Annotated in this window: 15 protein-coding genes; 3 read left to right on the plus strand and 12 right to left on the minus strand. The window is 69.3% G+C overall.

Annotated features, from left to right (window positions below; translation table 11 throughout):
* Window positions 1-117: 117 nt before the first annotated feature.
* The 7 genes from E3O50_RS10875 to E3O50_RS10910 all read right to left on the minus strand — a co-directional run bounded on the left by E3O50_RS10875 (window position 118) and on the right by E3O50_RS10910 (window position 9,889).
* Entirely contained in the window at window positions 118-2,358 is a 2,241-nt protein-coding gene (locus E3O50_RS10875) for a hypothetical protein (RefSeq protein WP_134558015.1), read from the minus strand.
* Window positions 2,355-3,011: a response regulator transcription factor gene (locus E3O50_RS10880; protein ID WP_241975168.1), complete on the minus strand. Its 657-nt coding sequence runs from the start codon at window positions 3,009-3,011 to the stop codon at window positions 2,355-2,357. The genes E3O50_RS10875 and E3O50_RS10880 overlap by 4 nt, the downstream gene beginning before the upstream one ends.
* 130 nt (window positions 3,012-3,141) lie before the next feature.
* On the minus strand, window positions 3,142-3,861 hold the full coding sequence (locus E3O50_RS10885; protein ID WP_134449868.1) for a thymidine kinase: 720 nt from the start codon (window positions 3,859-3,861) through the stop codon (window positions 3,142-3,144).
* 55 nt (window positions 3,862-3,916) lie between these two features.
* Window positions 3,917-5,287, minus strand: coding sequence for a hypothetical protein (locus tag E3O50_RS10890; protein ID WP_134558017.1), 1,371 nt, complete (start codon window positions 5,285-5,287; stop codon window positions 3,917-3,919).
* Complete coding sequence (locus tag E3O50_RS10895) at window positions 5,284-6,564, minus strand: ATP-binding protein (RefSeq protein ID WP_134558018.1); 1,281 nt, start codon at window positions 6,562-6,564, stop codon at window positions 5,284-5,286. Before E3O50_RS10895 ends, E3O50_RS10890 begins: the two co-directional genes overlap by 4 nt.
* A 153-nt stretch (window positions 6,565-6,717) precedes the next feature.
* Window positions 6,718-8,301, minus strand: a complete 1,584-nt coding sequence (locus tag E3O50_RS19395) for an Rv2578c family radical SAM protein (RefSeq protein ID WP_194087893.1) — start codon at window positions 8,299-8,301, stop codon at window positions 6,718-6,720.
* A 115-nt stretch (window positions 8,302-8,416) separates the two neighbouring features.
* Complete coding sequence (locus E3O50_RS10910) at window positions 8,417-9,889, minus strand: malate:quinone oxidoreductase (protein ID WP_134558079.1); 1,473 nt, start codon at window positions 9,887-9,889, stop codon at window positions 8,417-8,419.
* Between the two features lie 169 nt (window positions 9,890-10,058).
* Between E3O50_RS10910 and E3O50_RS10915 the strand changes: the two genes are divergently transcribed.
* Both E3O50_RS10915 and E3O50_RS19920 read left to right on the plus strand, forming a co-directional pair.
* Window positions 10,059-11,057, plus strand: a complete 999-nt coding sequence (locus E3O50_RS10915; RefSeq protein WP_134558019.1) for a glycoside hydrolase family 6 protein — start codon at window positions 10,059-10,061, stop codon at window positions 11,055-11,057.
* Between the two features lie 86 nt (window positions 11,058-11,143).
* Window positions 11,144-12,391 carry a response regulator gene (locus tag E3O50_RS19920; RefSeq protein WP_134558020.1) on the plus strand — a complete coding sequence of 416 codons (1,248 nt, stop codon included), beginning with the start codon at window positions 11,144-11,146 and terminating at the stop codon, window positions 12,389-12,391.
* Between the two features lie 54 nt (window positions 12,392-12,445).
* Here the strand turns inward: E3O50_RS19920 and E3O50_RS10925 are convergent, their stop codons facing one another.
* Both E3O50_RS10925 and E3O50_RS10930 read right to left on the minus strand, forming a co-directional pair.
* Window positions 12,446-12,934 carry a hypothetical protein gene (locus tag E3O50_RS10925; RefSeq protein WP_134449863.1) on the minus strand — a complete coding sequence of 163 codons (489 nt, stop codon included), beginning with the start codon at window positions 12,932-12,934 and terminating at the stop codon, window positions 12,446-12,448.
* On the minus strand, window positions 12,931-14,385 hold the full coding sequence (locus E3O50_RS10930; protein ID WP_134449862.1) for a glycosyltransferase family 2 protein: 1,455 nt from the start codon (window positions 14,383-14,385) through the stop codon (window positions 12,931-12,933). Before E3O50_RS10930 ends, E3O50_RS10925 begins: the two co-directional genes overlap by 4 nt.
* A gap of 119 nt (window positions 14,386-14,504) precedes the next feature.
* On the opposite strand from E3O50_RS10930, the gene E3O50_RS10935 reads away from it, so the two are divergent.
* Window positions 14,505-15,116, plus strand: coding sequence for a hypothetical protein (locus E3O50_RS10935; protein ID WP_134449861.1), 612 nt, complete (start codon window positions 14,505-14,507; stop codon window positions 15,114-15,116).
* A 40-nt stretch (window positions 15,117-15,156) separates the two neighbouring features.
* Here the strand turns inward: E3O50_RS10935 and E3O50_RS10940 are convergent, their stop codons facing one another.
* Genes E3O50_RS10940 through E3O50_RS10950 form a run of 3 tightly spaced genes read right to left on the minus strand, consistent with a single transcriptional unit; the run spans window position 15,157 to window position 20,451 of the window.
* On the minus strand, window positions 15,157-16,314 hold the full coding sequence (locus tag E3O50_RS10940; protein ID WP_134558021.1) for a diguanylate cyclase: 1,158 nt from the start codon (window positions 16,312-16,314) through the stop codon (window positions 15,157-15,159).
* Between the two features lie 26 nt (window positions 16,315-16,340).
* Window positions 16,341-17,993, minus strand: a complete 1,653-nt coding sequence (locus E3O50_RS10945) for an ATP-binding protein (protein WP_134449859.1) — start codon at window positions 17,991-17,993, stop codon at window positions 16,341-16,343.
* Window positions 17,994-18,009: 16 nt separating this feature from the next.
* Entirely contained in the window at window positions 18,010-20,451 is a 2,442-nt protein-coding gene (locus E3O50_RS10950) for an EAL domain-containing protein (protein ID WP_134449858.1), read from the minus strand.

Raw genomic sequence — 20,451 nt, forward strand, 5'->3', positions numbered from 1 at the left:
CCCCCGCCGGCTGAAGCTGCAGAGAACCGCGAGCGCACGCAGCAAATCTATCCACGCCCGGGAAAGTTGGTAACGCCCAACGCTAACCCCGCGTTCGAGTCCGGGACAGACCCACGATCAGGGGGTGCGGAGCTTTCCGACCGGCGAAACCGTCAGCATCCGGGTACCCGTGGACTCGACGACGAGGGAAGCGACGTCGTCACGGCCGGGCGGGAGGAGCCGCGCGGTGAGGCGACCGGCGTCGAGCAGATCGAGCTGGCCGGCGACGATGCCCGCGACCGCGGCGAGCGCCTCGGGGGGCCGTCCGCCGGAGTCGTCGAGCAGGGTGACGTCGACGCCGCGGAGCCGTGCGGCGCGGGCGGCGGTGATCACGGGTTCGACGAAGAGCGTCCTGGCCCGGATGGCGTCGCGCAGGGTGGCCTCGACGATGAGGCACTCGGCGCGGAGCGGCGGATCGAGGTCTTCCCCGCCGGCCAGGCGCTCGAGGGCAGGCCGGGCGAGCGCGTTCACTCGGGCGAGTTCCGATTCCCGTTCGGTGACACCCGCTTCGGCGCTCGCGGTCGTCGCGATGGAGACCGCGCGCTCCCGGTTGAGCACGGCGAGGGTGCGGGTCGAACGGGTGAGCCCGACGGCGAAGACCGCCCCGGCGAGCAGGGTGGCGGCGTGCCGCACCACGAGGGTGAGGCCGTCGGCGACGCCCAGCCCGTTCAGAAGCGCCCAGCCGAGGCCGACCGCGACGAGCAGGCCGTAGCCGGCCCAGGCCGGGCCGGGCCGTCCGCGGGTGGCGAGGAGGACGAGCAGCAGGGTGACGGCACCGAACGCCCAGTGCGCGAACGGCTGGGCGGATGCGGGGGCGACGGCTGCCGAGGCGAGCGCGGCCCCCGCGGTGGCGAGCAGGATCACCACGACAGGGGCCCGGCGGGGAATCGGGTCGGGGACGATGACCAGGAGCCACGCCGCGGCGGCGACGATCAGGAGCAGGCCGAGGGCGGTGAGGGGCCGGCCTGCGGCGGGGCCGGGGTCTCCGAAGGCGAGGAGCAGGTGCACCGCGGCGAAGACGGCGAGGAGGACGAGGGCGAGGCTCCGCGGCAGGGTGACGAGCAGCGGGATGGCTGCGGGCGTTGCCGGGGTTCCCGGGGCGACCGGCATGGCCAGCGTTGTCGCCTCCGGCGTCCAGGAGACCACGACCTCGGCGCCGGCGCCCGGCCGCGACCAGACCGTGGCCGCCCCTCCCGCCACGCGGCGCATCCGCTCGACGATGCTGCGGGCGATGCCGAGGCGTTCGGCCGGGACGCTCGCGGGATCGAAGCCGACCCCGTCGTCGCGGACGGTGATGCGGAGGCCGGGGCCCTGCATCCGTGCGGTGACGCTGCGGTGCACCGGGCGGTCAAGGCCGACCCCCGCAGCGACCCGGGAATTGCGCAGGGCCTCGCCGACGGCGCCGAGCAGGGCCGTCGCGGCTGCGGCCGTCACTACTGAGCGGTCGTCGAGGTCGGAGTTGACGACGGCGTCGGGCGTGATCTGCGCGGCGAGGGCTTCGAGTCGTCGGGTCAGTTCTGGGCCGGGGACGAGCTGCCCGGGGGCGCGGTCCCTGACCGCGTCGAGGCGCACGAGGGTGGCAGCGGCGTGCTCGGCGAGGGCTGCGGCCGGAATGCCGCCGCGGCCGGCCATCAACAGGGTGGAGATGACGCTGTCGTGCACGAGCGCGTCGATCGCCACGCGCTCGCGGCTGCGGGCCACTCCCGCCGCGGCGGCAGCGATGTCCGCCCGAGTGGCGACCGTCGCCGTGTCGACCCGGACGGCATTGCGGCGGGCCGCCATCATCAGCCCGAGGAAGACGCCCACGAGGAGCATCGAGTAGACGGCGTCTTCGAGGCCGACGAGGACTGGCTGGGGATCCGTCGATGTCGCGGCGCGGACGAGGCCGCTGAGCGCGCAGACGACGACGAGATAGGCCCAGCCGAAGCGGTCGCGGGTGGCGACGCCGACGGCGAGGACGGGCACCCCGGTGAAGGTCAGGGCCCAGGGGATGTCCGCGCCGGCCGGGAGCGGGGTGGCCCGGAACGACAACCAGAAGACGAGGATGGCGAGGAACACGACACCCTCGGCGAGCGCGATCCGGCGCAGCAGCCTCAGCGACGCCCGCCGGGAGAGCACACCGAGCGCGACGGGCAGCCCGAAGACGAGGGCCCAGATCAGGATCGCGGGAAGGGGTCGCGGTGCCCAGACCTGACTGAGGAAGGAGCCCAGGCTGAGGAGGCAGAACACCACCGCGGTGGGACCGATCGACGTATAGAGCACCCGGGCGAGGCGCTCGGCGGCGGTCGGGCCGGCGAGCGGGCGCCGGCCGCGCCTCACGGCTGGCCGGGGACCGGCAGGATGCCGTCTTCGAGGGCCCGCTTGTACAGGTCGATCTTCGTGTTGGCCGGGCGTCCGACGCGCTGGTATTTCGAACGGACCCGGCGGATGTAGTCGATCACGGTCGCCTCGGCGAGGCCGGTGCGGGCGGCGACGAGCGGGGCCTTCGCGCCGGCCGCGTAGAGGGAGAGCACTTCGCGTTCCCGCGGGCTGAGCCCGGCGTCGTTGAGCTCGGGGTCGCCGTCGAGGGCGGCAGCCCACTCGGTCGAGGGGATCGGCTCCCCGGCGGCGGCGCGGAGCACCGCGTCGAGCAGCACGGCGGTCGGTTCGGACTTGCGCACCACGCCGAGCACCCCGCTGCGGGCGGCCGTGCGCATCAGCACGGCGTCGTCGCCCGCGGTGAAGGCGAGGACGGCCGAACCGGCGGAGCGCAGCCGGTCGACGTTGTCGCCGACGGCCGAATCGTCGGACAGCCGCAGGTCGAGGATCACGAGGTCGACCGGGTGGCTGGCCTGCGCGGTCGATTCGAGCAGGTCGGTCACCGAAGCGACCGTTGCGACGACCTGGATCTCCGGGAGCGCCCCGAAGAGGGCGGCGAAACCGCGCGCGACGATCTCGTGGTCATCGATCAGGGCAATGCGATAGCTGGGCACGAGAAACTTTCGGTCAGGCCGTACGGGGACGGCGCCTGCGGTGCGGTGAAGCTGGATGGTGTTCCTGCCGCCGACGTGCGTGTTCGGGTGCCACCGGAAGTGACGGCTTTTCGACGGTGATGTGCTGGTCCTAGGGTGAAACCGGGGGAACGCGCCGGGGGGCATGTGGGGCGCTCGCAGTCTCGCCAGGGACGAGGTCTTCTGGAGAAACAGCCGGGCGCCCCCTCCCCTCGTTCATGGCCCGATGGCCGAGGCGCCCGCCGCTCTCCTCGAGGTAGCAGGAGCCGCACAGGGACTCATAGGTGACGAAGGCCCCGTCGATCGCGACCTGGTCGCCAGCGAAGACGAAGCGCCCGTCGATCTTGCGGCCGTTGAAGACGGCCTTGCGCCCGCAGCGGCAGATGGTCTTGAGTTCTTCGAGGCTGTGCGCGATCTCGAGCAGGCGGCGGCTGCCGGGGAACGCGACGGTCTGGAAGTCGGTGCGGATCCCGTACGCCAGGACGGGGATGTTCTCGAGGATCGCGATGCGGAGCAAGTCGTCGACCTGGGCCTCGGTGAGGAACTGCGCCTCGTCGACGAGGAGGGCGCTGACGTCGAGCCCGTCGCGGGCGACGACCTGAGCTCGGTGCTCCTGGAAGAGGGCGTAGGCATCCGTCTCAGGGGTGAGCAGGAAGTCGACGCCGCGCGTCACACCGAGGCGCGAGAGGATGCCCCGATCACCTTTGGTGTCGACAGACGGCTTGGCGAGCAGCACACGATGGCCGCGCTCCTCGTAGTTGTATGCGGCCTGGAGCATCGACGTGCTCTTGCCGCTGTTCATCGCTCCATAGCGAAAGTACAGTTTTGCCACGGTACCTGGAATCCCCCTCTGCGCCACCCGGCGCGTTCGTCTGCCCCGGGTCAGTTCAGCGTACTGGGCGTGCGACGCGTCGGCGTTCGGGGCCGTGTTCCGCGTCGAACTCGAGCGTCACGAGCGGACGACGACCGGATGCCCGGCTCGTGGAGACGCGCACCCGCCCGAACACCACGTGCAGGACGCCGAGGTAGGGCCGCAGCAGGGCGCGAACGGCCCGGGCGGGCAGGTCGATGCCGACCTGGATCGTGACCTGGTCGAGCCGGGGGTCGGATGCCGGGGCGCCGGCGCCCGCGGGCATCTCGCGCCGGGGTCCGCGGTCGGGGATCGTGCGGAGCGGGGAGGTGCTCAGCGGGATCTCGGACGTCGTGGTGAGCGGCGACCGGGTCAGGGCAGGCCGCGGGGACCCGGTGCCGCGGAACTCGTCGCCCGCGGTGACCTGAACGACGAGGCTGCAGGGGTCGAAGCCCGGCGCCGAGCAGAGGGCACCGAGCAGGGCCGCGGTCGCGGCGCGCTGGTCGGTATGGAAGGCGGCGGCGCGGCGGTCGGGATCGGCGACCACGAGCAGCGGGGTGATGCCGCGGGCCAGGAGTGCCGCGCGCTCCCTCGCGATGGCCGCGTCGAGCCAGGTCTTGTCCAGCTCGCGAAGGAGCGCCTTGCGCACGTCGGCGGCGAGCGCACCGGCCCGGGTGATCTCGGCCTTGGTGATCTCGCCGCGTTCGAGGACCTCGGTGAGCAGCGGGAGCACGCCGGCGGCGAGTTCGGTGCGCTGCTGCTCGACGACGGCCCTGACCACGCGGGCCCTGGTCTCCTCGGTGCGCTCGATGATCGCACGGCGGGCATCCGTCTGCCAGGCCAGCAGTGAGCCGACGAGGCGACGGGAGTATGCGGCCCCGGCGAGCGCGGGAGCGAGGACCTGGGTGACCGCGACGGCGGCGAAGACGACGGGGGCGACGTCGATGGAGTGGAAGGGCGCCTGCACCCAGGTCACAGCGGCGACGACGAGCGCGAGGACCCCGGCGGAGGCCGCGATCTGGCGCCACGGCCGGTAGGGGGCGAGGCCGAGCAGGAGGAGGCCGATCGCGACGGGACCGAAGTCGTCCTGGATCAGGGCGTTGTGGTTCCAGCGGGAGGCCTGTTCGAGCAGGTAGGCGGCGAGGGCGAGCACGGCGATGGCCACGTGCGCGGCGGCGCGGAACGGTGCGTTTCTCGGGCGGGAGGCGAGGACGAGCAGGATCGCGGCGAGGGTGACGGCCGCGATCGCGAGGGAGCCCAGGAGCGCGTTGCCGGTCTGGCCGGCCTGGGTGATCGTGGCCGTGACTGCGGAGACCGTGACGATCGCGGCGATCGCCGGCGCGAGCGGCCACGCGGCGAGGGCTCCGAGCGGATCGAGCTGCTGCTGGGTCAGGGAGCTGCGGCTCATAGCGGCCAGCCGATCCCGGCGTCGCTCGCGGTGTCGCCGGCCGGATCGGATGCCGGGCCGCTTGCCGCACCGGTGCCGGGCCGTTCGACGGCGTCACCGGGAGGCGCAGGCACCGTCAGGAGCACAGAGGTGCCCGCACCGGGACGGGTCATGATCGTGACCGAGCCGCCGAGGCGCTCGATCCGGCGGCGCACCGCCTGGCGAAGGCCGAGGCGGTCGGCGCCGGTCTCCGATTCCGTGAAGCCGCGGCCGGCATCCATCACCATCACCGAGAGATCGCGGTCGGTGGATTCGATGACGACCTCGGCGGAGACGATGCCGGCGTGCAGGATGACGTTGATCAGGCACTGCTGCACGGCGAGGCCGAGCTCGCGGTCGGCGACCGCGTCGAGGCGGCCGAGGGCGGCGCGCTCCCCCGTGACCTCGACGACGAGGCCGCGGTCACGGCAGCGTTCGATCGCGGAGTAGACGGCACTGTCGAGCCAGCCGTCCGGGCCGGAAAGTCGCTCGTCGGAGTCGGTGAGCCAGCTGGTGCCGTGCAGGGTGTCCACGGTCTCACGGATGCCTGCGGCCAGGTGCGGGCCGAGCGGCCCGGGGTGGGCGTGCACGAGCGCGACAAGCTGGTTGAGCGTGGTGTCCTGGCTGAGGGCGACTGCGCGCACGTCGAGTTCGTGCCGCAGCAGCCGGGACTGGTCCTCCTGCAGCGCCCGGTGCATGGCGAGCTGCACCGGACGGTGCCTGCGCCGGCCGAGGCCGCTCACGAGCATCACCCCGACGAGGAAGAGGTACGTCGACACCGTGAACGCATCGGGGTGATAGGGCACCCCGGTTTCGAGGGCGGCGAGGACGGTCACGGTTTCGGCGAGGATGAAGCCCGCGGTGCCCCAGAGCACGCCCACGAGGGCGCCCGTTCCGACGCCGCCGACCATCAGCAGCGCCATCTTCGGCATGGACACGAGAAAGACGTCCGAGCTGTGGAAGAGCTCGGGCAGCCCGAGCAGGGTGACGCTGACGACGTAGGTGACGACGGAGCCGACGAGAAGGTAGGCGACCGAGAGCAGCACGGTGCGGTGGCGGGACAGGAGGAAGAGGAGGATCGCCATCGAGAGGATCCCGATCAGGCTCACGCCGATCTGCGCGCTCGGGTGGCTGATGCCGAGAACGGCGATCGAGACGAGGGCACCGACCAGGCAGGTGAGGCCGAACCAGTGCGTGGCCTGGGCCAGGGCACGCCCGACCGAGGTACCGACCAGATGGTCGGGGAGGCCTAGGGTCATTGCCGCTCCGTTCTCCGTCGATTATCGCATCCGGTGGAGTCCTTCTGGCGTGAAGGGTCGCGAATCGAGGTTCGCGTGGGCGTTGAACGTCGATCTGCGACACCTCAGCCGGGGCGGGGGCGCAGCGAGGCATCCGCTGTGCGGAGCCGCAGTTCAGAACAGGGTCGGCTGCAGCTCAGGCGGGAGCTCGCCCGCAATGAGCAACCCCGGGCCGGGCACGGGCCGGCCAGGGAACGCAGGGACGGCGGGCGCGGGGCGGGCGAGCGCGCGGGAGCGGACGCCGCCGGTGACGGGATCCTCGATCCCGTGCTCGAGCCCGTGCGCCCGGATCAGCGGCTTGATCCGGAGCGCGAGCCATTGCCGGTAGCCCTTGGGTGCGTAGGCGTTACGACCGTAGAGCTCGTGGTAGCGGGGCACGAGGTCGGGGTGGTCCCTCGCGAGCCACTGCATGAACCAGTCGCGCACCCCCGGCCGCAGGTGCAGCGCGGAGTACATCACGTCGGAGGCCCCGGCAGCCTTCGCCTGGCGGAGGGCGTCGTCGAGGTGCGCCCGGGTGTCGGTGAGGAACGGCAGGATCGGCATCATGAACACGGAGCAGCGCAGGCCGCGCTCCCGGATGGCGGTCACCGTGGCGAGGCGCGCCGCCGTGGATGGCGTGCCCGGCTCGACCGCTGACTGCAGCTCGTCGTCGTAGATCGCGATCGAGAGGGCGAGGTCGACGGGCACGAGCGTGCTCGCCTCCACGAGCAGATCGAGGTCGCGCCGGATCAGGGTGCCTTTGGTCAGGATCGAGAGCGGGGTGCCGGAGTCGGCGAGCGCCGCGATGACGCCCGGCATCAGCCGGTAGCGACCCTCTGCACGCTGGTAGGGATCGGTGTTGGTGCCGAGCGCGACGGCGTTGCGCTCCCAGGCGGGCCTGGCGAGCTCCTTGCGGAGAACCTCCGCGACGTTGACCTTCACGATGATCTCGTTGTCGAAGTCCTTGCCGGCGTCGAGGTCGAGGTACGTGTGCGTGTTGCGGGCAAAACAGTTGTGGCTGATGACTCCGTTCGCAATGAAGTCGCCGGTCCCGGTCGTGATGTCGATCATGTCCATCGTGGTCCCCAGGTCCTCGACGGACACGACCTGAAGTAAAGCCGCGGACTTCACGGCTGCACCGGCGATGGACAGCTTCCGGTCAATGGCGGGCCCTACGAGCCCGAAACCCATGAGTTTGTTGTTCTCGGTCAGGTAGGGACGTTGACCGTCCCCGCGCATGGCGCGGGTGACGAACCTCCACCCTCGCTCGGTGAGGAAGCGGTGATCTCCGCTGGCCACGAGCTCGGTGCCGTCAGCGAGGGTGACGCGGTAGCCGCGCTTCCGGGTGTCCCAGGAAGCGAGCACTTTGGTCTGCACATACCGCCGGTAGGCGCCGACGGTCTCCGTGCCCATGATCGCATCGCCAACCCTGACCTCCCAGAGTGGCTTCTGCCGTCCGTCGGCCATCAGGATGAGCGTTTCCGGGCTCAGGCAGTATGTGCACGCATGGGAGCAGCCTCGGTAGGGGTTGATCGTCCAGCCGAACGGCATGGCGCTCTGGCCGGGCACCCGGTTGAGCGCGGACTTGGCCAGGATCTCGTGGAAGGTGATCCCCGCGAACTCGGGGGTGCGCACGCTCCGCACCAGGTTGTTCAGCCGGGCAAGGCCGGGAAGCGCGCCCGCTTGTTCCGTCGTGAGTTCCTGCCCGCTCCACCGCATGCATACATTCGAACACACGTTCGATACTTGCGCAAGGGTGACGCGGCATCCGCCCTCACCGATTCGACGGAGATCGTGCCCGACTCCGTCGGATCGGTCAGGGGTTGGGGATCGGTCAGGGGTTGGTGAGGTGCAGGGTCGCGGCGGTCGCGGCGAGGGAGGCTGCGGCGCGGGCGGGGTCGTCCGACAGGGTCGTGCCGAGGCTCGGGATCAGTTCGCGGAGTCGCGGTTCCCAGGCCGGGTACTGCTCGGGGAAGCAGCGCTTGAGCAAGTCGACCATGATCGGAGCCGCGGTCGATGCCCCGGGGGATGCCCCGAGCAGGCCGGCGATGCTGCCGTCGGCCGAGGTGATGACCTCGGTTCCGAATTGCAGCACTCCGCCCTCCTTCGGGTCCTTCTTCATCACCTGGACACGCTGGCCCGCGGTGATGAGCTCCCAGTCGGCCATCTTCGCCGTCGGCATGAACTCCTGCAGGGCCTTGAGCTTGACGGTGCGGGACGCGAAGACCTCGCCGAAGAGGTACTTCATCAGGCCGACGTTGTGCCGGGCGACGGCGAGCATCGGGCCGATGTTGTGCCCACGGACAGAGAAGGGGAGGTCGAACCAGGTGCTCGACTTGAGGAACTTGGGGGTGAACCCCGCGAAGGGCCCGAACAGCAGCGAGGCCTCCCCCTCGACGTGGCGGGTGTCGAGGTGCGGGACCGACATCGGCGGGGCGCCGACGGCGGCCTTGCCGTAAACCTTGGCCTGGTGCTGGGCAACGACCGCGGGATTGGTCGTGCGCAGGAACTGGCCGCTGATCGGGAACCCGCCGAAGCCGCGTGCCTCGGGGATGCCGCTTTGCTGCAGCAGGGCGAGCGCGCCGCCGCCGGCACCCACGAACACGAAGCGGGCCTTCACCGTGCTGGGGTGCCCGCCGACGAGGCGCCGGAGGTTCAGCCGCCAGGTGCCGTCCGCCAGCTTCTTCAGGCCGGTGACCTGCTGGTTGACGTGGACGCCGACACCCTTGGCTGCGAGGTCGTCGAAGAGGTAGCGGGTGAGTGCGCCGAAGTCGACATCGGTGCCCGAGGCGATCCGGGTCGCGGCGATGCGCTGATTCTTCGGGCGGTTCTTCGTGAGCAGCGGGGTCCAGGTGCCGATGACGGCCGGGTCTTCGCTGTATTCCATCCCGTGGAAGAGCGGCTGGTCCTTGAGCGCCGCGAACCGTTTGCGCAGGTATTCGACGTTGGACTTGCCGTGCACGAACGTCATGTGCGGCGTCGAGTTGATGAACTTCGTCGGTTCGGGCAGAACGCCGTCGATGACCAGGGACGACCAGAGCTGGCGGCTGATCTGGAACTGCTCATTGATGCTCACGGCCTTGTCGGCGGTGACGCTTCCGTCGCTCGCCTGGGGCATGTAGTTGAGCTCGCACAGGGCAGCGTGACCGGTCCCCGCGTTGTTCCAGGGGTTCGAGCTCTCCTGGGCGACCTCGCCGAGGCGCTCGTAGACCTCGATACTCCAGTCGGGCTGCACCTGTTTGATCAAGGTGCCGAGAGTGGCGCTCATGACGCCGCCACCAATAAGTACGACATCAACCTGCGCCATTGGATTCACACGTTCGAGTGTAACGCCGCGCGCACGGGCGCCTGACCGCGTCCGATACCGCCGATCACCCCGGACTGGGGGCGAAATGGGACACCAAAACGGAACAAAGATCCGTCAGACGATACTCCTGCGTAACATATCTGTATAACCCCCCCGATAGGGTGGGTTCGTGCATTCGTCCGGCTCGCGTACAGGTCTCGTCCTCGGCATCATCGCCCTGGCGGTGCCCGTGCTTGCCCTCGGCACTTTCGTCAGCGCTTTCGCCCTGCAGGTACCCGGAGGTCAGACCGTGAACCCGCTGGCAACCACCTCGTTCTACGTTAATCCGTCCTCCTCGGCGGCGCAGGCCGCAGCGGATGCAGCCGAAAGGTTCGGGGCGACCTCGGCAGAGGCGACGGCGCTGGGCCGGCTCGCCGCCCAGCCCGCGGCGATCTGGCTGACGCCGGAGAAGTATCCGCTCGACACGGTCGGCGAAGAGGTCGCGACCATCACAGATGCCGCGATCAAGGACGGGAAGACAGCCGTCTTCGTTCTCTACGGAATCCCCAACCGGGACTGCGGCAACTTCTCGGCCGGCGGGCTCTCGGTGCTCGAATACCCCGGCTGGGTGCAGGCGATCGCGACGAGCCTGACGTTGCGCGAGGCCGTCGTGATCCTCGAGCCCGATGCCCTCTCCCTCGCCACCCAGTGCAACAACGTCGAGGAGCGGGTTCACGAGGTGCACACCGCGGTCGACCTCCTCGCACCCACGCGCGCAACGGTCTACCTCGACGCCGGCCACTCCGAATGGATCGCCCCGTCCGCGATGGCCGGGCTGCTCAACCGCTCGGGCATCGCCTCCGTGCGCGGTTTCGCGACGAACGTGTCCAACTACATGGACTCCGTGGCCGAGCACGCGTATGCACAGCAGGTCTCCGACCTCACCAACGGCGCCCACTACGTGATCGACACCTCCCGCAACGGTGCGGGCTCGAACGGCGAGTGGTGCAATCCCCCCGGCCGCGCCCTCGGCGTCCTGCCCTCCGTCGTCTCGAACCAGGGCGCCCAGGATGCGAACCTCTGGATCAAGCAGCCGGGCGAGAGCGACGGAACCTGCAACGGCGGCCCCACGGCAGGGGACTGGTGGAACGCCCAGGCACTCGCGCTCACCAAGGCCGCCGGATGGTAAGCCCCGGTGCCGCCCGCACTCCCCTCGACAGCACACCGTTCATTGTTCGTTTTCGGTCGCAGGCCGAAGCAGCTAGGAGATAGATCATGGAAACAACGGAGAGTGAGCGGCGCGTTGCTGTCATCATCGAGGACGACGACGATATCCGTCATCTCCTCGAGGCCGTGCTGACCCAGGCCGGTTTCGACGCAATCGCGACGAGCAACGGTGTCGACGGCGTGCGCGCGGTGCGGGCGTACGACCCGATCGTCACTACCCTCGACGTGAGCATGCCGGGTATGGACGGCCTCGAGACCGCGAAGCGCATTCGCGCCTTCAGCTCGACCTACATCGTGATGCTCACCGCGCGCGACGAGGAAATCGACACCCTGCAGGGCCTGGAGGCCGGCGCAGACGACTATATGACCAAGCCGTTCCGCCCGCGCGAACTGCGCGCCAGGATCGACGCCATGATGCGTCGTCCCCGTCAGGCCCTCGTCTCACCGTCTTCGACCTATGCGGATGCCCCGTCTGCGGACGCTTCCGACGACTCCGGCTTCCCGGCAGCGCCGGCCGAGTATGCGACCTCAGAGCACGCCACCACCGACTACGCGCAGGCCGCATCCGCGCCGGAATACGCGCAGGCCCCTCCGGTCGAGTACCGGCCGGCCACAGCGGCTCCGCACTACCAGCAGCCGCCCGTTGCGCAGCCGACGACCTACCAGCAGGCCCCGCAGCAGCCGCAGGCACCGCAGTACCAGCAGGCGCCGCCCGCGCAGTACCAGCAGGCGCCACCGCAGCAGGCCGCGCCGCCCGTGCAGTATCAGCAGGCCCCACCGCCCGGATACGTCCCCGGGCCGTCCGGCTGGGTCCCCGCCCCGGTCGAGTATGCGCCGGCGCCCCCGCAGGGCTGGGCGCCCGCCCCGACGCCCGAGGCTCCCCCGGTGGCCCAGCCGCAGGCATCCGCCCCCTCGAACGCGCTCGCACTCATCGCGCCGCAGCCCGCCGTTCCGGACGCCGCGGACTGGATGGAGCACAACGGCCTGCGCCTGAGCCCGGAAATGCGTCTCGCGGTACTCGGCACGGCGGAGCTCGACCTCACCCGCACCGAATTCGACCTGCTCGCCGCGTTGCTCGACTCCAAGCGCCGCGTGCGCAGCAAGGCGGACCTCGCGCTCCTCCTGCGCGGCGAAAGCTACGTGACCGCGTACTACGTGAACGAGGCCGACAAGCGTGCCGTCGAAGCGCACATGGGCAATCTGCGCCGCAAGCTCGGCGACAGCCTCACCACCCCGCGCTGGCTCGAGACCGTGCGCGGCGTCGGTTACCGGCTGGCGGCTTCCGAAGACGACTGAGGCCCGGCTCTCCGCCGGAACTCCGCAGGGGCGGGCCCGAGGCTCGTCCCTGTTTCAGTGAGCGTGCGTCGCGGGGAATTCCCAGCGCCGCGGCGGAACCGCACGGTCGCCGAACTGGGACTGCTGCTCATACTGAGCCTGCTGTTGCCCTTGTTGAGCCTGCCAGGCCTTCTGGGCGCGCTCGGCGTCTTCTGCCCTGGTCGTCAGCACGGCGAGCTCGGCACAGGTGGCTTCGCCGACCTCGACAAGCCGCCGCATGTGTTGCAGGCAGCCCGGCAGATCATTGCGCGAGAGCGCACTGTGCACGAGGGCAGCGGTCGCTTCGAGCACGACGGCTCCCACCATCGTGCTCGTCGAACGGATGCTGAGGAGGACGACGTGCGCCTCTTCCAGGTCAGGCCGGGCGAGGGACTCCGCAAGCCGCTCGGCCCGGCTGGGCCAGAGGGCGATGAAGTCGCGCAGGAATCGGTGACGCAGCGAGGTATCGCCGCCCACCTGGTTGAGCAGCGTCTCGAGCGCCCCGTCTTCGAGTAGGGCGATCACACCCGGTAGCCCCGGTGACGCTTGACGAGTGTGCCGAACATGGTGAGGGTCTGGATGATGGTGGTGACGCCGAGGATCGGCCAGCCGATCCAGAGGACCGTCGACTGCGCCACCACGGGCAGCTGCAGCCAGATGAACACGAGCGCGGCGAAGAAGGCCGTCGCGAAGATGAGCGGGAAAAGGAAGGCGTTTCCGGAGCCGCGCTCTGCCTTGGCCTGCTCCGCCCAGTTGTCGACCTGCTTGTTGCTCGCGAACTTCGTCCAGGCCCTGAGGAAGTGTCCGATTCGCACCCACATGTAGATCTCCGCGGGGAACCAGGCCAGCGCGAAGAAGAAGTCCCGCCCGTTGCGGTTCTTCATCGACCAGGCCGTGCGGAAGTTGAGCAGCAGTGCGACGAGCGGCGGGATCAGCCAGACCGGGCTGAACACGAAGGCGCCGATCGACAGGGATGCGGCGAGCAGGATGATGAACAGACCACGGGTGACGATGTTGACGGCCATCGAGAAGTTCTCGATCCAGCGGAGCCGGAGGTTGGGGTGGAAGGGCTGCCCCTTCGTGTCGCCGCGCTGGCCGGGCCACATCAGCTCGATGGCGCCGAAGTTCCATTTGACCTGCTGGGCGTCGAGGCCGCGCAGGGTCGTCATGCCGCCGACGTTGGCGCGGGCCTGGGCGCTGATCTTGGTCAGGTAGCCGGCGCTCTTGATCTGCAGGGAGAGGAGGGAGTCCTCGACCTCGCTGTCCTTCACCCACGGAGTGGACTGCTTGCTGTCGATCATGACTTCCTGGAGGGTCCGGATCGAGAAGATCGAGAACTGCCCGCCGAGGACGGCCATGTTGCGGCCGCGGAGCATGTTCTGCATGTTGAAGGCGGCGAACTGGGTGCGCTGGCCGGCGATGAGGAACTTACCCATCGTGCCGTCGATCTGGCTGTCGTCGATGCTGTAAATGGCGGAGATGCCGCCGACGCGGGTGTCGGAGGAGATCTCGGCCTCGAGGTGCCAGACCGCCCGGGGGTCGGCGGTGGTGTCGCCGTCGACGCCGAGGAGGTAGTCGCAGCCCTCGATGAGCGAGAAGCCGTAGTTGAGCGCACCGACCTTCTTGTCCGGGTTCTCCCCGATGTCGTGGACGAAGATCTCGGTGAACTGCTCGACACCGTCGGTCATCCGCATGTGCGGGCCGGCGTAGTGGCTGGCGATCTCGACCGTGTCGTCCGTCGTGTTGTTCACGACGACGTGGATCACGTCGGGAAGACGCGTCTGGGCGAGCAGGGAATCCAGGACTGAAGCGATGGAGTCCGCTTCGTTGTACGCAGGAACGATGCACCCGATGGTCGGGCGGAACACGGGCAGAGCGTCGACGATTTCCGTGAAATCGTTCGCGTAGGCCGCGAGGGAAGGGTCAACCGGGGGCTGGGCCTTGACATACGGGGAATTCTGGGGGTTCTCGTTCACAGGTCTTACTCTCCCATCCGAACCGCAACTTTTGCCACACCCCCGGTCAAGGTCTCCGCAAGATAAGCTCAAGCGCAGCCCCCCTGTTCGGGCTTGAACCACGATCCACGGGAGTCCTCATGCCTGCTCGTTCCCTCTCACGAGTGCTTCCCGCGCTCGGTCTGGGTCTTCTGCTCACAGCGTCTCTGAGCGGATGCGGCCAGGCACCCTGGTCGACGGGTCTCGCCTCGAGCACGCCGACGGCCACCTTCTCGGTGGCCCCGATCATTCCGGTGATCAATGACCTCGCGACCGGTTCGACGACCCGCAACCTCAAGGCCGGCGATGTCACCCTCGCCGTGAACTACTGGTCGACGCTCAACATCGGCGAATGGACACCCTCCGCGAACAAGCCGATCAGCTTCTCTCTGATCGGAACCCTCGGAACGGACGACGGCCAGGCCGTCTACCTCTCCCGGGTGAGCGTCGCCGCGTCCGTGAAGGGCCCCAGCGGCCCCCTGACCGCCCCACCCGCCTCGGTCGACCAGGCCTCGATCGCGCCCGGCTACCTGATCAAGACGCCGTACAGCTACAGCCAGACGTTCATCCTGCCCGCGGTCGACCCCGCTGCGACGAGCATCACGCTCGCATTCACCTACGAGGTCCTCGTGCAGTCGACGCCGACCTCGGCGGCATTCGCCAAGTCGACGGCGAGCGACGAGATCACCGTCGCGCTCACCCCCGCCGGATAGCCGCCGGTCGGCCGGCTTCCGCGACTCGGTCCGTCGGGTCTCAGGCCGCTTCGGAGACGACCGTGATGTCGTTGCCACCGCCGCGCTTGAGCGTGCGGATGGCCTCGGTGACGGCCGACGTGAGCACGCCGAGCTCGTAGCCGTGGTCGAAGGTGTCCGCGATGGCGAAACTCGCGGTCAGGCGGATGCGATAGGAGTCCGTGACCGGTTCGTCGACGAGCGCGGTCTGGATGCGTTCGGTGATGCTCCGGGCCTCCGTTGCGGACGAGACACTGACGAGAATGAGGAAGCTGCCGGCGGCGGGGTGCCCGATCAGGGCCATCACGGGCGCGCTGTACCGCAGAGTCTGGGCGAACCGGGCGATGGCCGCGTCACCTGCGGCGCGCCCGAAGGCGGTGTTGATCTCCGGGAGGTTGTCGATGTCGGCACCGATCACGGCGAGTCCGAGCTGCCAGCGGTCGGCCCTCTCGATGTGGTCGGTCGCCGCCTGCACGAAGGCACCAGACGTCATCACGCCCGCCGCAGAGTGGATGCCATCGGTGAAGTCCCCGACGGCGTTGTTGCCGAGCTTCTCGGCGCGGAGGATCGAAATGGCGATGGAACCGACCACGATCAGGGACATGTTGACGATCGACGCAGATCCTGTTCCGAAGAACCGGGAGAAGTCCGGGTGGTCGTGGCCGAGCGCGACCAGGGCGACCACCCGCGCCGACGTGTAGAACGTCACGATCCAGAGGCTCAGACCCAGAATCCTGCCGTTGATGTTCCTGCCGAGCCTGCCCCGCAGCGCCTCAGAACCGCCCAGGGCGCCGAAGGCGGCCATGGCCGCCCAGGTCACCCCTGAGGCGCCCCAGCCGTCGCCGCCCGGCGCAGTGACGAGCGTCCAGATCGCGACGACCGCTCCGGCCGCTCCGACGGTCCACAGCAGGGACTCCCGCGAGTTGTAGAGGCGGGAACCGCTCCAGAACGCCCCGGACAGCACGACGAGGCCGACGTTGCCGACCAGGAGACCCCACCAGTTCGATGCCCCGATGATCGCCACGCCGTAGCCGAAGGCCACGGCGATCCCTGCGATGAAGGCGAGGCTCCAGAGCTTGCCCGCCGCGTCATTGCGGTTGAGGGCCGTGTTCAGGATGAACGACACCCCGCAGAGCACGACGATGAGCGCGCTGACGATAAAGAGTGTGGTCGAGTCCAAGTGCTGGGCCCCCTTCTGAGGGCAGTCTATCGGCTGGCGACGGGCGTCAGGGGTAGCGTGAAGACCGCCACCGAGCCTTTGCCCTTGGTGGATTCGAGGCGCAGGTCGCCCCCGTGCTTGCGCATGATGTCCCTGCTGATGCTCAGCCCGAGCCCGGTGCCGTGCACGCTCGAATTCCGTACCGAGTCCGCACGGTAGAACCTGTCAAACAGTTTGGTCTGTTCCTCGGCGGTCATCCCCCTGCCGGTATCCGAGATCCGCAGTTCCGCCAGCCCGTCGGCGACGGCCAGCGTGACCCCGATCCGCCCGGACTCGACGTTGTACTTGATCGCGTTCGAGAGGACGTTGTCGACGACCTGCCGCAAGCGGAACGCATCCGCTTCGACCGTGACGGCGGGAAGGGCCTCGACATCGAACCCGATGGTGCGTTTGGAGGCCGAAGGGCCGGCGGACTCGAGAGCGTCAGCGACGATCCCGGCCAGGTCGCACGGGGCGACGTTGAGCGGAGGCTCGTGCTTCGAATCACTCGCGTCGGTGAGCAGCCCGGAGACCATCTCGAGCAGTCGGTCGGAGTTCTTCGACGCGACCTCGAGCATGCCCCTGGTCGACGGGTCGAGACGTTCGTCATCGAGAGCGAGTTCGAGGTAGCCGAGGATGGACGTGAGCGGTGTGCGCAACTCGTGGGACACCGAGGCGACGAGGTCGTCGCGGGCCTGGATCGCCCTGACTTCCGCGGTCACGTCGCGCGAGACCATGACGCCGCCGTCGTAGTCGCCGTTCTCGTCGGTGATCGGTCGCGCGGAGACCAGGAGGGCAGCCTGCTGCTGGCCGGGTTCGCCGACCCAGACGGTGAGGCGGTCGATGGTCTCCCCGCGGAGCGCCCGGGAGTACGGCCGGTCCAGCTCGTCGTACGGGGTCACCCTGTCTTCGTGGAACACCGTGCTGACGACTGCCGGCCGGTTGTCTGTCGTGCCATAGAGGGCGAGCAGCTCGCGCTGCGCACGGTTCAGGAAATTCGCCGTGGAGGCACGGTCGAATCCGACGACCCCGAAGTCCACAGCGTTGAAGAGTTCGTCGAGGGTCTGCTCCTGGCGGCGTGAACGTCGCAGGGCCGACTCGAACAGGCCGGCCTGCTGGGTGAGGAGCACCCGCTGCGCCGCGGCGCGCTTGGTCGTCAGGTGCGTGGTCACCGCGACGAAGCCCAGCATGGTCGGTATCATCGCGAGCTGGGGAACGTCGGCCAGGGAAATGGGCACGGAACGGAACAGGGTCCCGCCCCAGATCATGACGGCCGCCAGGATGACGCTCCCCGTCGCACCCCGCGCTCCGAAGTGCGTCGACAGCCAGATCACGGGAAGCACCAGGAGGAAACTCGCGCCGATCGCGGTCGCGGCCTGCCAGATCAGCACGATCGCGATGATGTCGACGACGGGAAGCAGGACGATCCAGTACTTGGAGTGGTCGCTCCACGTGACGAGGGCGCTGACGGCCGTGACGATGAAAATCAGGAGCACGCCGAGGAAGAACATCGGGGAGCTCAGCCGCTGGATCGCGGTGAGCCCGGTGACAGCGACGAGGAAGAGGGTCGCCCCGGCGAGGAGAAGCTGGGAGAGGAAGACGGAACGGTCGAGGCGCGACAGATTCGACCTCACCGCTCGGTCCATCCCGGTCTCACTCATGGACTGAGACTATCGGTCAGGTCGCCGGGGCTGCAGCAGGAGTCTCTGCTCCAACGGTTGGACCGATCGGGAGGTCGCCAGCGGGGACGACCGCTGCGGCCCCATAGCGCTCGAGACGGGACAGGGTCTTCTCAAAGCTCTCCGGAACGCCGTAGTGGAAGCCCTGGGCGCTGCGGATGCCGATGGCAGCGAGATGCCTGACCATCGCCTCGTTCTCCACGCCCTCGACGATCATCGAGTATTCGAGGTTGTCGCCGAAGCCCTGCAGCGCGGTGAGCACCTCACGCTGGCGGATGTCATCGAGGTCATCGACGAGGCTGCGATCGATCTTCAGGATGTCCATGGGCATCCGCACGAGCGCGTCCACCGAGGAGTCCTGGGACCCGTAGTCGTCGAGGGCGATCAGCAGCCCCAGGTCGCGCAGCCGGTCGGCCTGCGAGCGGATGGCGGGGGTCACCCGGGCGACGGAACGCTCGTTGAGTTCGAGGCACAGCGAGATTCCCGGATACCGTCCGGCGAGGTCTTCCATGAAGGTGCCGACCCGGTCGGGCACGATCTGCCCGGCCTCGACGTTGATGGCCATGCAGGTGACCCGGGGTTCGACGAGGCGGAAGTCGGCGGCCGCGGCCATGGCCTTCACGGCGACCTGCCGGGTGAGGGCGTCCATCCGGCCGAGTCCCTTGGCCTTCTCCACGATGGACGGCGGCGAAAGCGGGCCGAGAACGGGGTCGTTGTAGCGGACAAGTGCCTCGAACGCCCAGATCTGGCCCGTGACGAGGCTGACGATCGGCTGGAACGCGAGTTCGAGGAGGTCCTCGTCGATGGCGTGCGCGATGATGTCGTTGATCTGGGAGGAGCGGTGGCTCGAGATGTTGATGCTGCTCTCGTTGGCCGGTCCGCCGCGGCGCCGCGACTTCTTGATCGCGAGCATGGCCCGGTCGGCGTCCTGCACGAGCTGGGAGACATCCGTCTCCCGGTGGGCCGAATAGGCGAGGCCGATGCTGAGCGTCGGGGTGTAGCTGCTCGAGCCGAGGGTGAGCGGCTGCACGGAGGTCTCGAGGATGCGTTCGGCGATCTCCTTCGCCTCGCCGAGAGAGGCCAGGTGAGTGAGGATCACGACGAATTCGTCACCGCCGACGCGAGCGACGACGTCGCTCGGTCGCACGACCATGCGCAGCCTGCGGCCGAGTTCCCTGAGCAGGTCGTCTCCGCTCTGGTGCCCGTGCCGGTCATTGAGGCGCTTGAAGTCATCGAGGTCCAGGAACAGGACGGCGAGGGCCTCCGAGTAGTCACGGTGGTCGTTGATGTTCGCGAGCGCCGTCTGGAAGGCCCGGTAGTTCGGCAGGCCGGTGAGGGGGTCGGTGTTGGCGCGGGCGGTGAGGCCGCCGATGTTGTAGTGGGCGCTCATCGCGAGTTCGGCCGCGCGGGCGAGGGCGTTGAGTGCGCTCCTGTCGTCGGCGGTGAAGACGCCACCCATCGGCTCGCGGCCCGCGACGACGAACCGGGTGTCGGACTCGGACAGCAGGATGGGGGCGCTGATCTCCCCGACGCGCGCCGCGTGGTCGCGCACGGCGACGTACTCGACGCCGATGGTCGTCCGCACGGCCTCGTGAAGCAGTGCGAGGACCCGGGAGGTCGCCTCGGCATCGTCCTCAGGCCCGGACTGGACACGGCCGGCGGAGATGTCCTCGCGCCCGGCGGCGCCGAGCGCCGCAGCGCCCGTGATGAGACCGGTGAGCCGGCTGCGCATCGTGACGACGCGGCCGATGAGCTTGATCCCGACGCCGGCGAGAGTGAAGGCGAGCAGGGTTGCGATCACGAACACGATCGGGTCCCGACTGACGGCCAGGCCTGCGTCGTGGAAGACCACGACGAGCGCGGACAGGAGTGCGCAGCCGAGCACCATCAGCGCCAGCCGCGCCGGCGCGATCAGGGGGCCGGTGCGGTTCGCGATCGGCCGGACCAACACCATCCGCAGGTATTCGATGATCGCCACGAGCGCGACATACGCGGCGCCGGCGCAACCGGCGGCGAGATAACTGGGGAGGCCGAAGGCGGTCGCGCCTGCGAGGACGGCGACGGCCGCGGCACTGCCGGTTCCCGCGAGTCCGGCACTGTAGAGGGCGACGTCGACGCGTCGGGAGCGCACCAGGACGATGAGCAGCACTCCGAGGACGATGGCGCCGGCCGCGGCCAGCGGGCTGACGACGGTGTAGAGCACGGGCAGCACCAGGATGGGCAGGCTCACGACGGGGCTGCGATGCCGTTCAGGGCCCAGGCGCACCCAGCAGACGTTGAGCGCTGCGGCGCAGAAGACACCAGTGGCGGCGACCCACCAGGCGGACCCCGGCTGACCGGTCAGCGACAGGATCGCGGAGACCACGACGACGCCGGCGATGGTCGCGAAGAGTGCGATGATCACGCGCCGCACGCCCTCTGAAACGCGATACCCGCCCAT

This window comes from Cryobacterium sp. MDB1-18-1, assembly GCF_004402735.1.
Classification (GTDB): domain Bacteria; phylum Actinomycetota; class Actinomycetes; order Actinomycetales; family Microbacteriaceae; genus Cryobacterium; species Cryobacterium glucosi.

Excerpts from the sequence above, each read along its gene's own strand:
- E3O50_RS10890 (WP_134558017.1), bottom strand. The coding sequence starts at position 5,287 with ATGAGCCGCAGCTCCCTGACCCAGCAGCAGCTCGATCCGCTCGGAGCC.
- E3O50_RS10895 (WP_134558018.1), bottom strand. The coding sequence starts at position 6,564 with ATGACCCTAGGCCTCCCCGACCATCTGGTCGGTACCTCGGTCGGGCGT.
- E3O50_RS19395 (WP_194087893.1), bottom strand. The coding sequence starts at position 8,301 with ATGCGGTGGAGCGGGCAGGAACTCACGACGGAACAAGCGGGCGCGCTT.
- E3O50_RS10910 (WP_134558079.1), bottom strand. The coding sequence starts at position 9,889 with ATGGCGCAGGTTGATGTCGTACTTATTGGTGGCGGCGTCATGAGCGCC.
- E3O50_RS19920 (WP_134558020.1), top strand. The coding sequence starts at position 11,144 with ATGGAAACAACGGAGAGTGAGCGGCGCGTTGCTGTCATCATCGAGGAC.
- E3O50_RS10935 (WP_134449861.1), top strand. The coding sequence starts at position 14,505 with ATGCCTGCTCGTTCCCTCTCACGAGTGCTTCCCGCGCTCGGTCTGGGT.
- E3O50_RS10945 (WP_134449859.1), bottom strand. The coding sequence starts at position 17,993 with ATGAGTGAGACCGGGATGGACCGAGCGGTGAGGTCGAATCTGTCGCGC.
- E3O50_RS10950 (WP_134449858.1), bottom strand. The coding sequence starts at position 20,451 with ATGGGCGGGTATCGCGTTTCAGAGGGCGTGCGGCGCGTGATCATCGCA.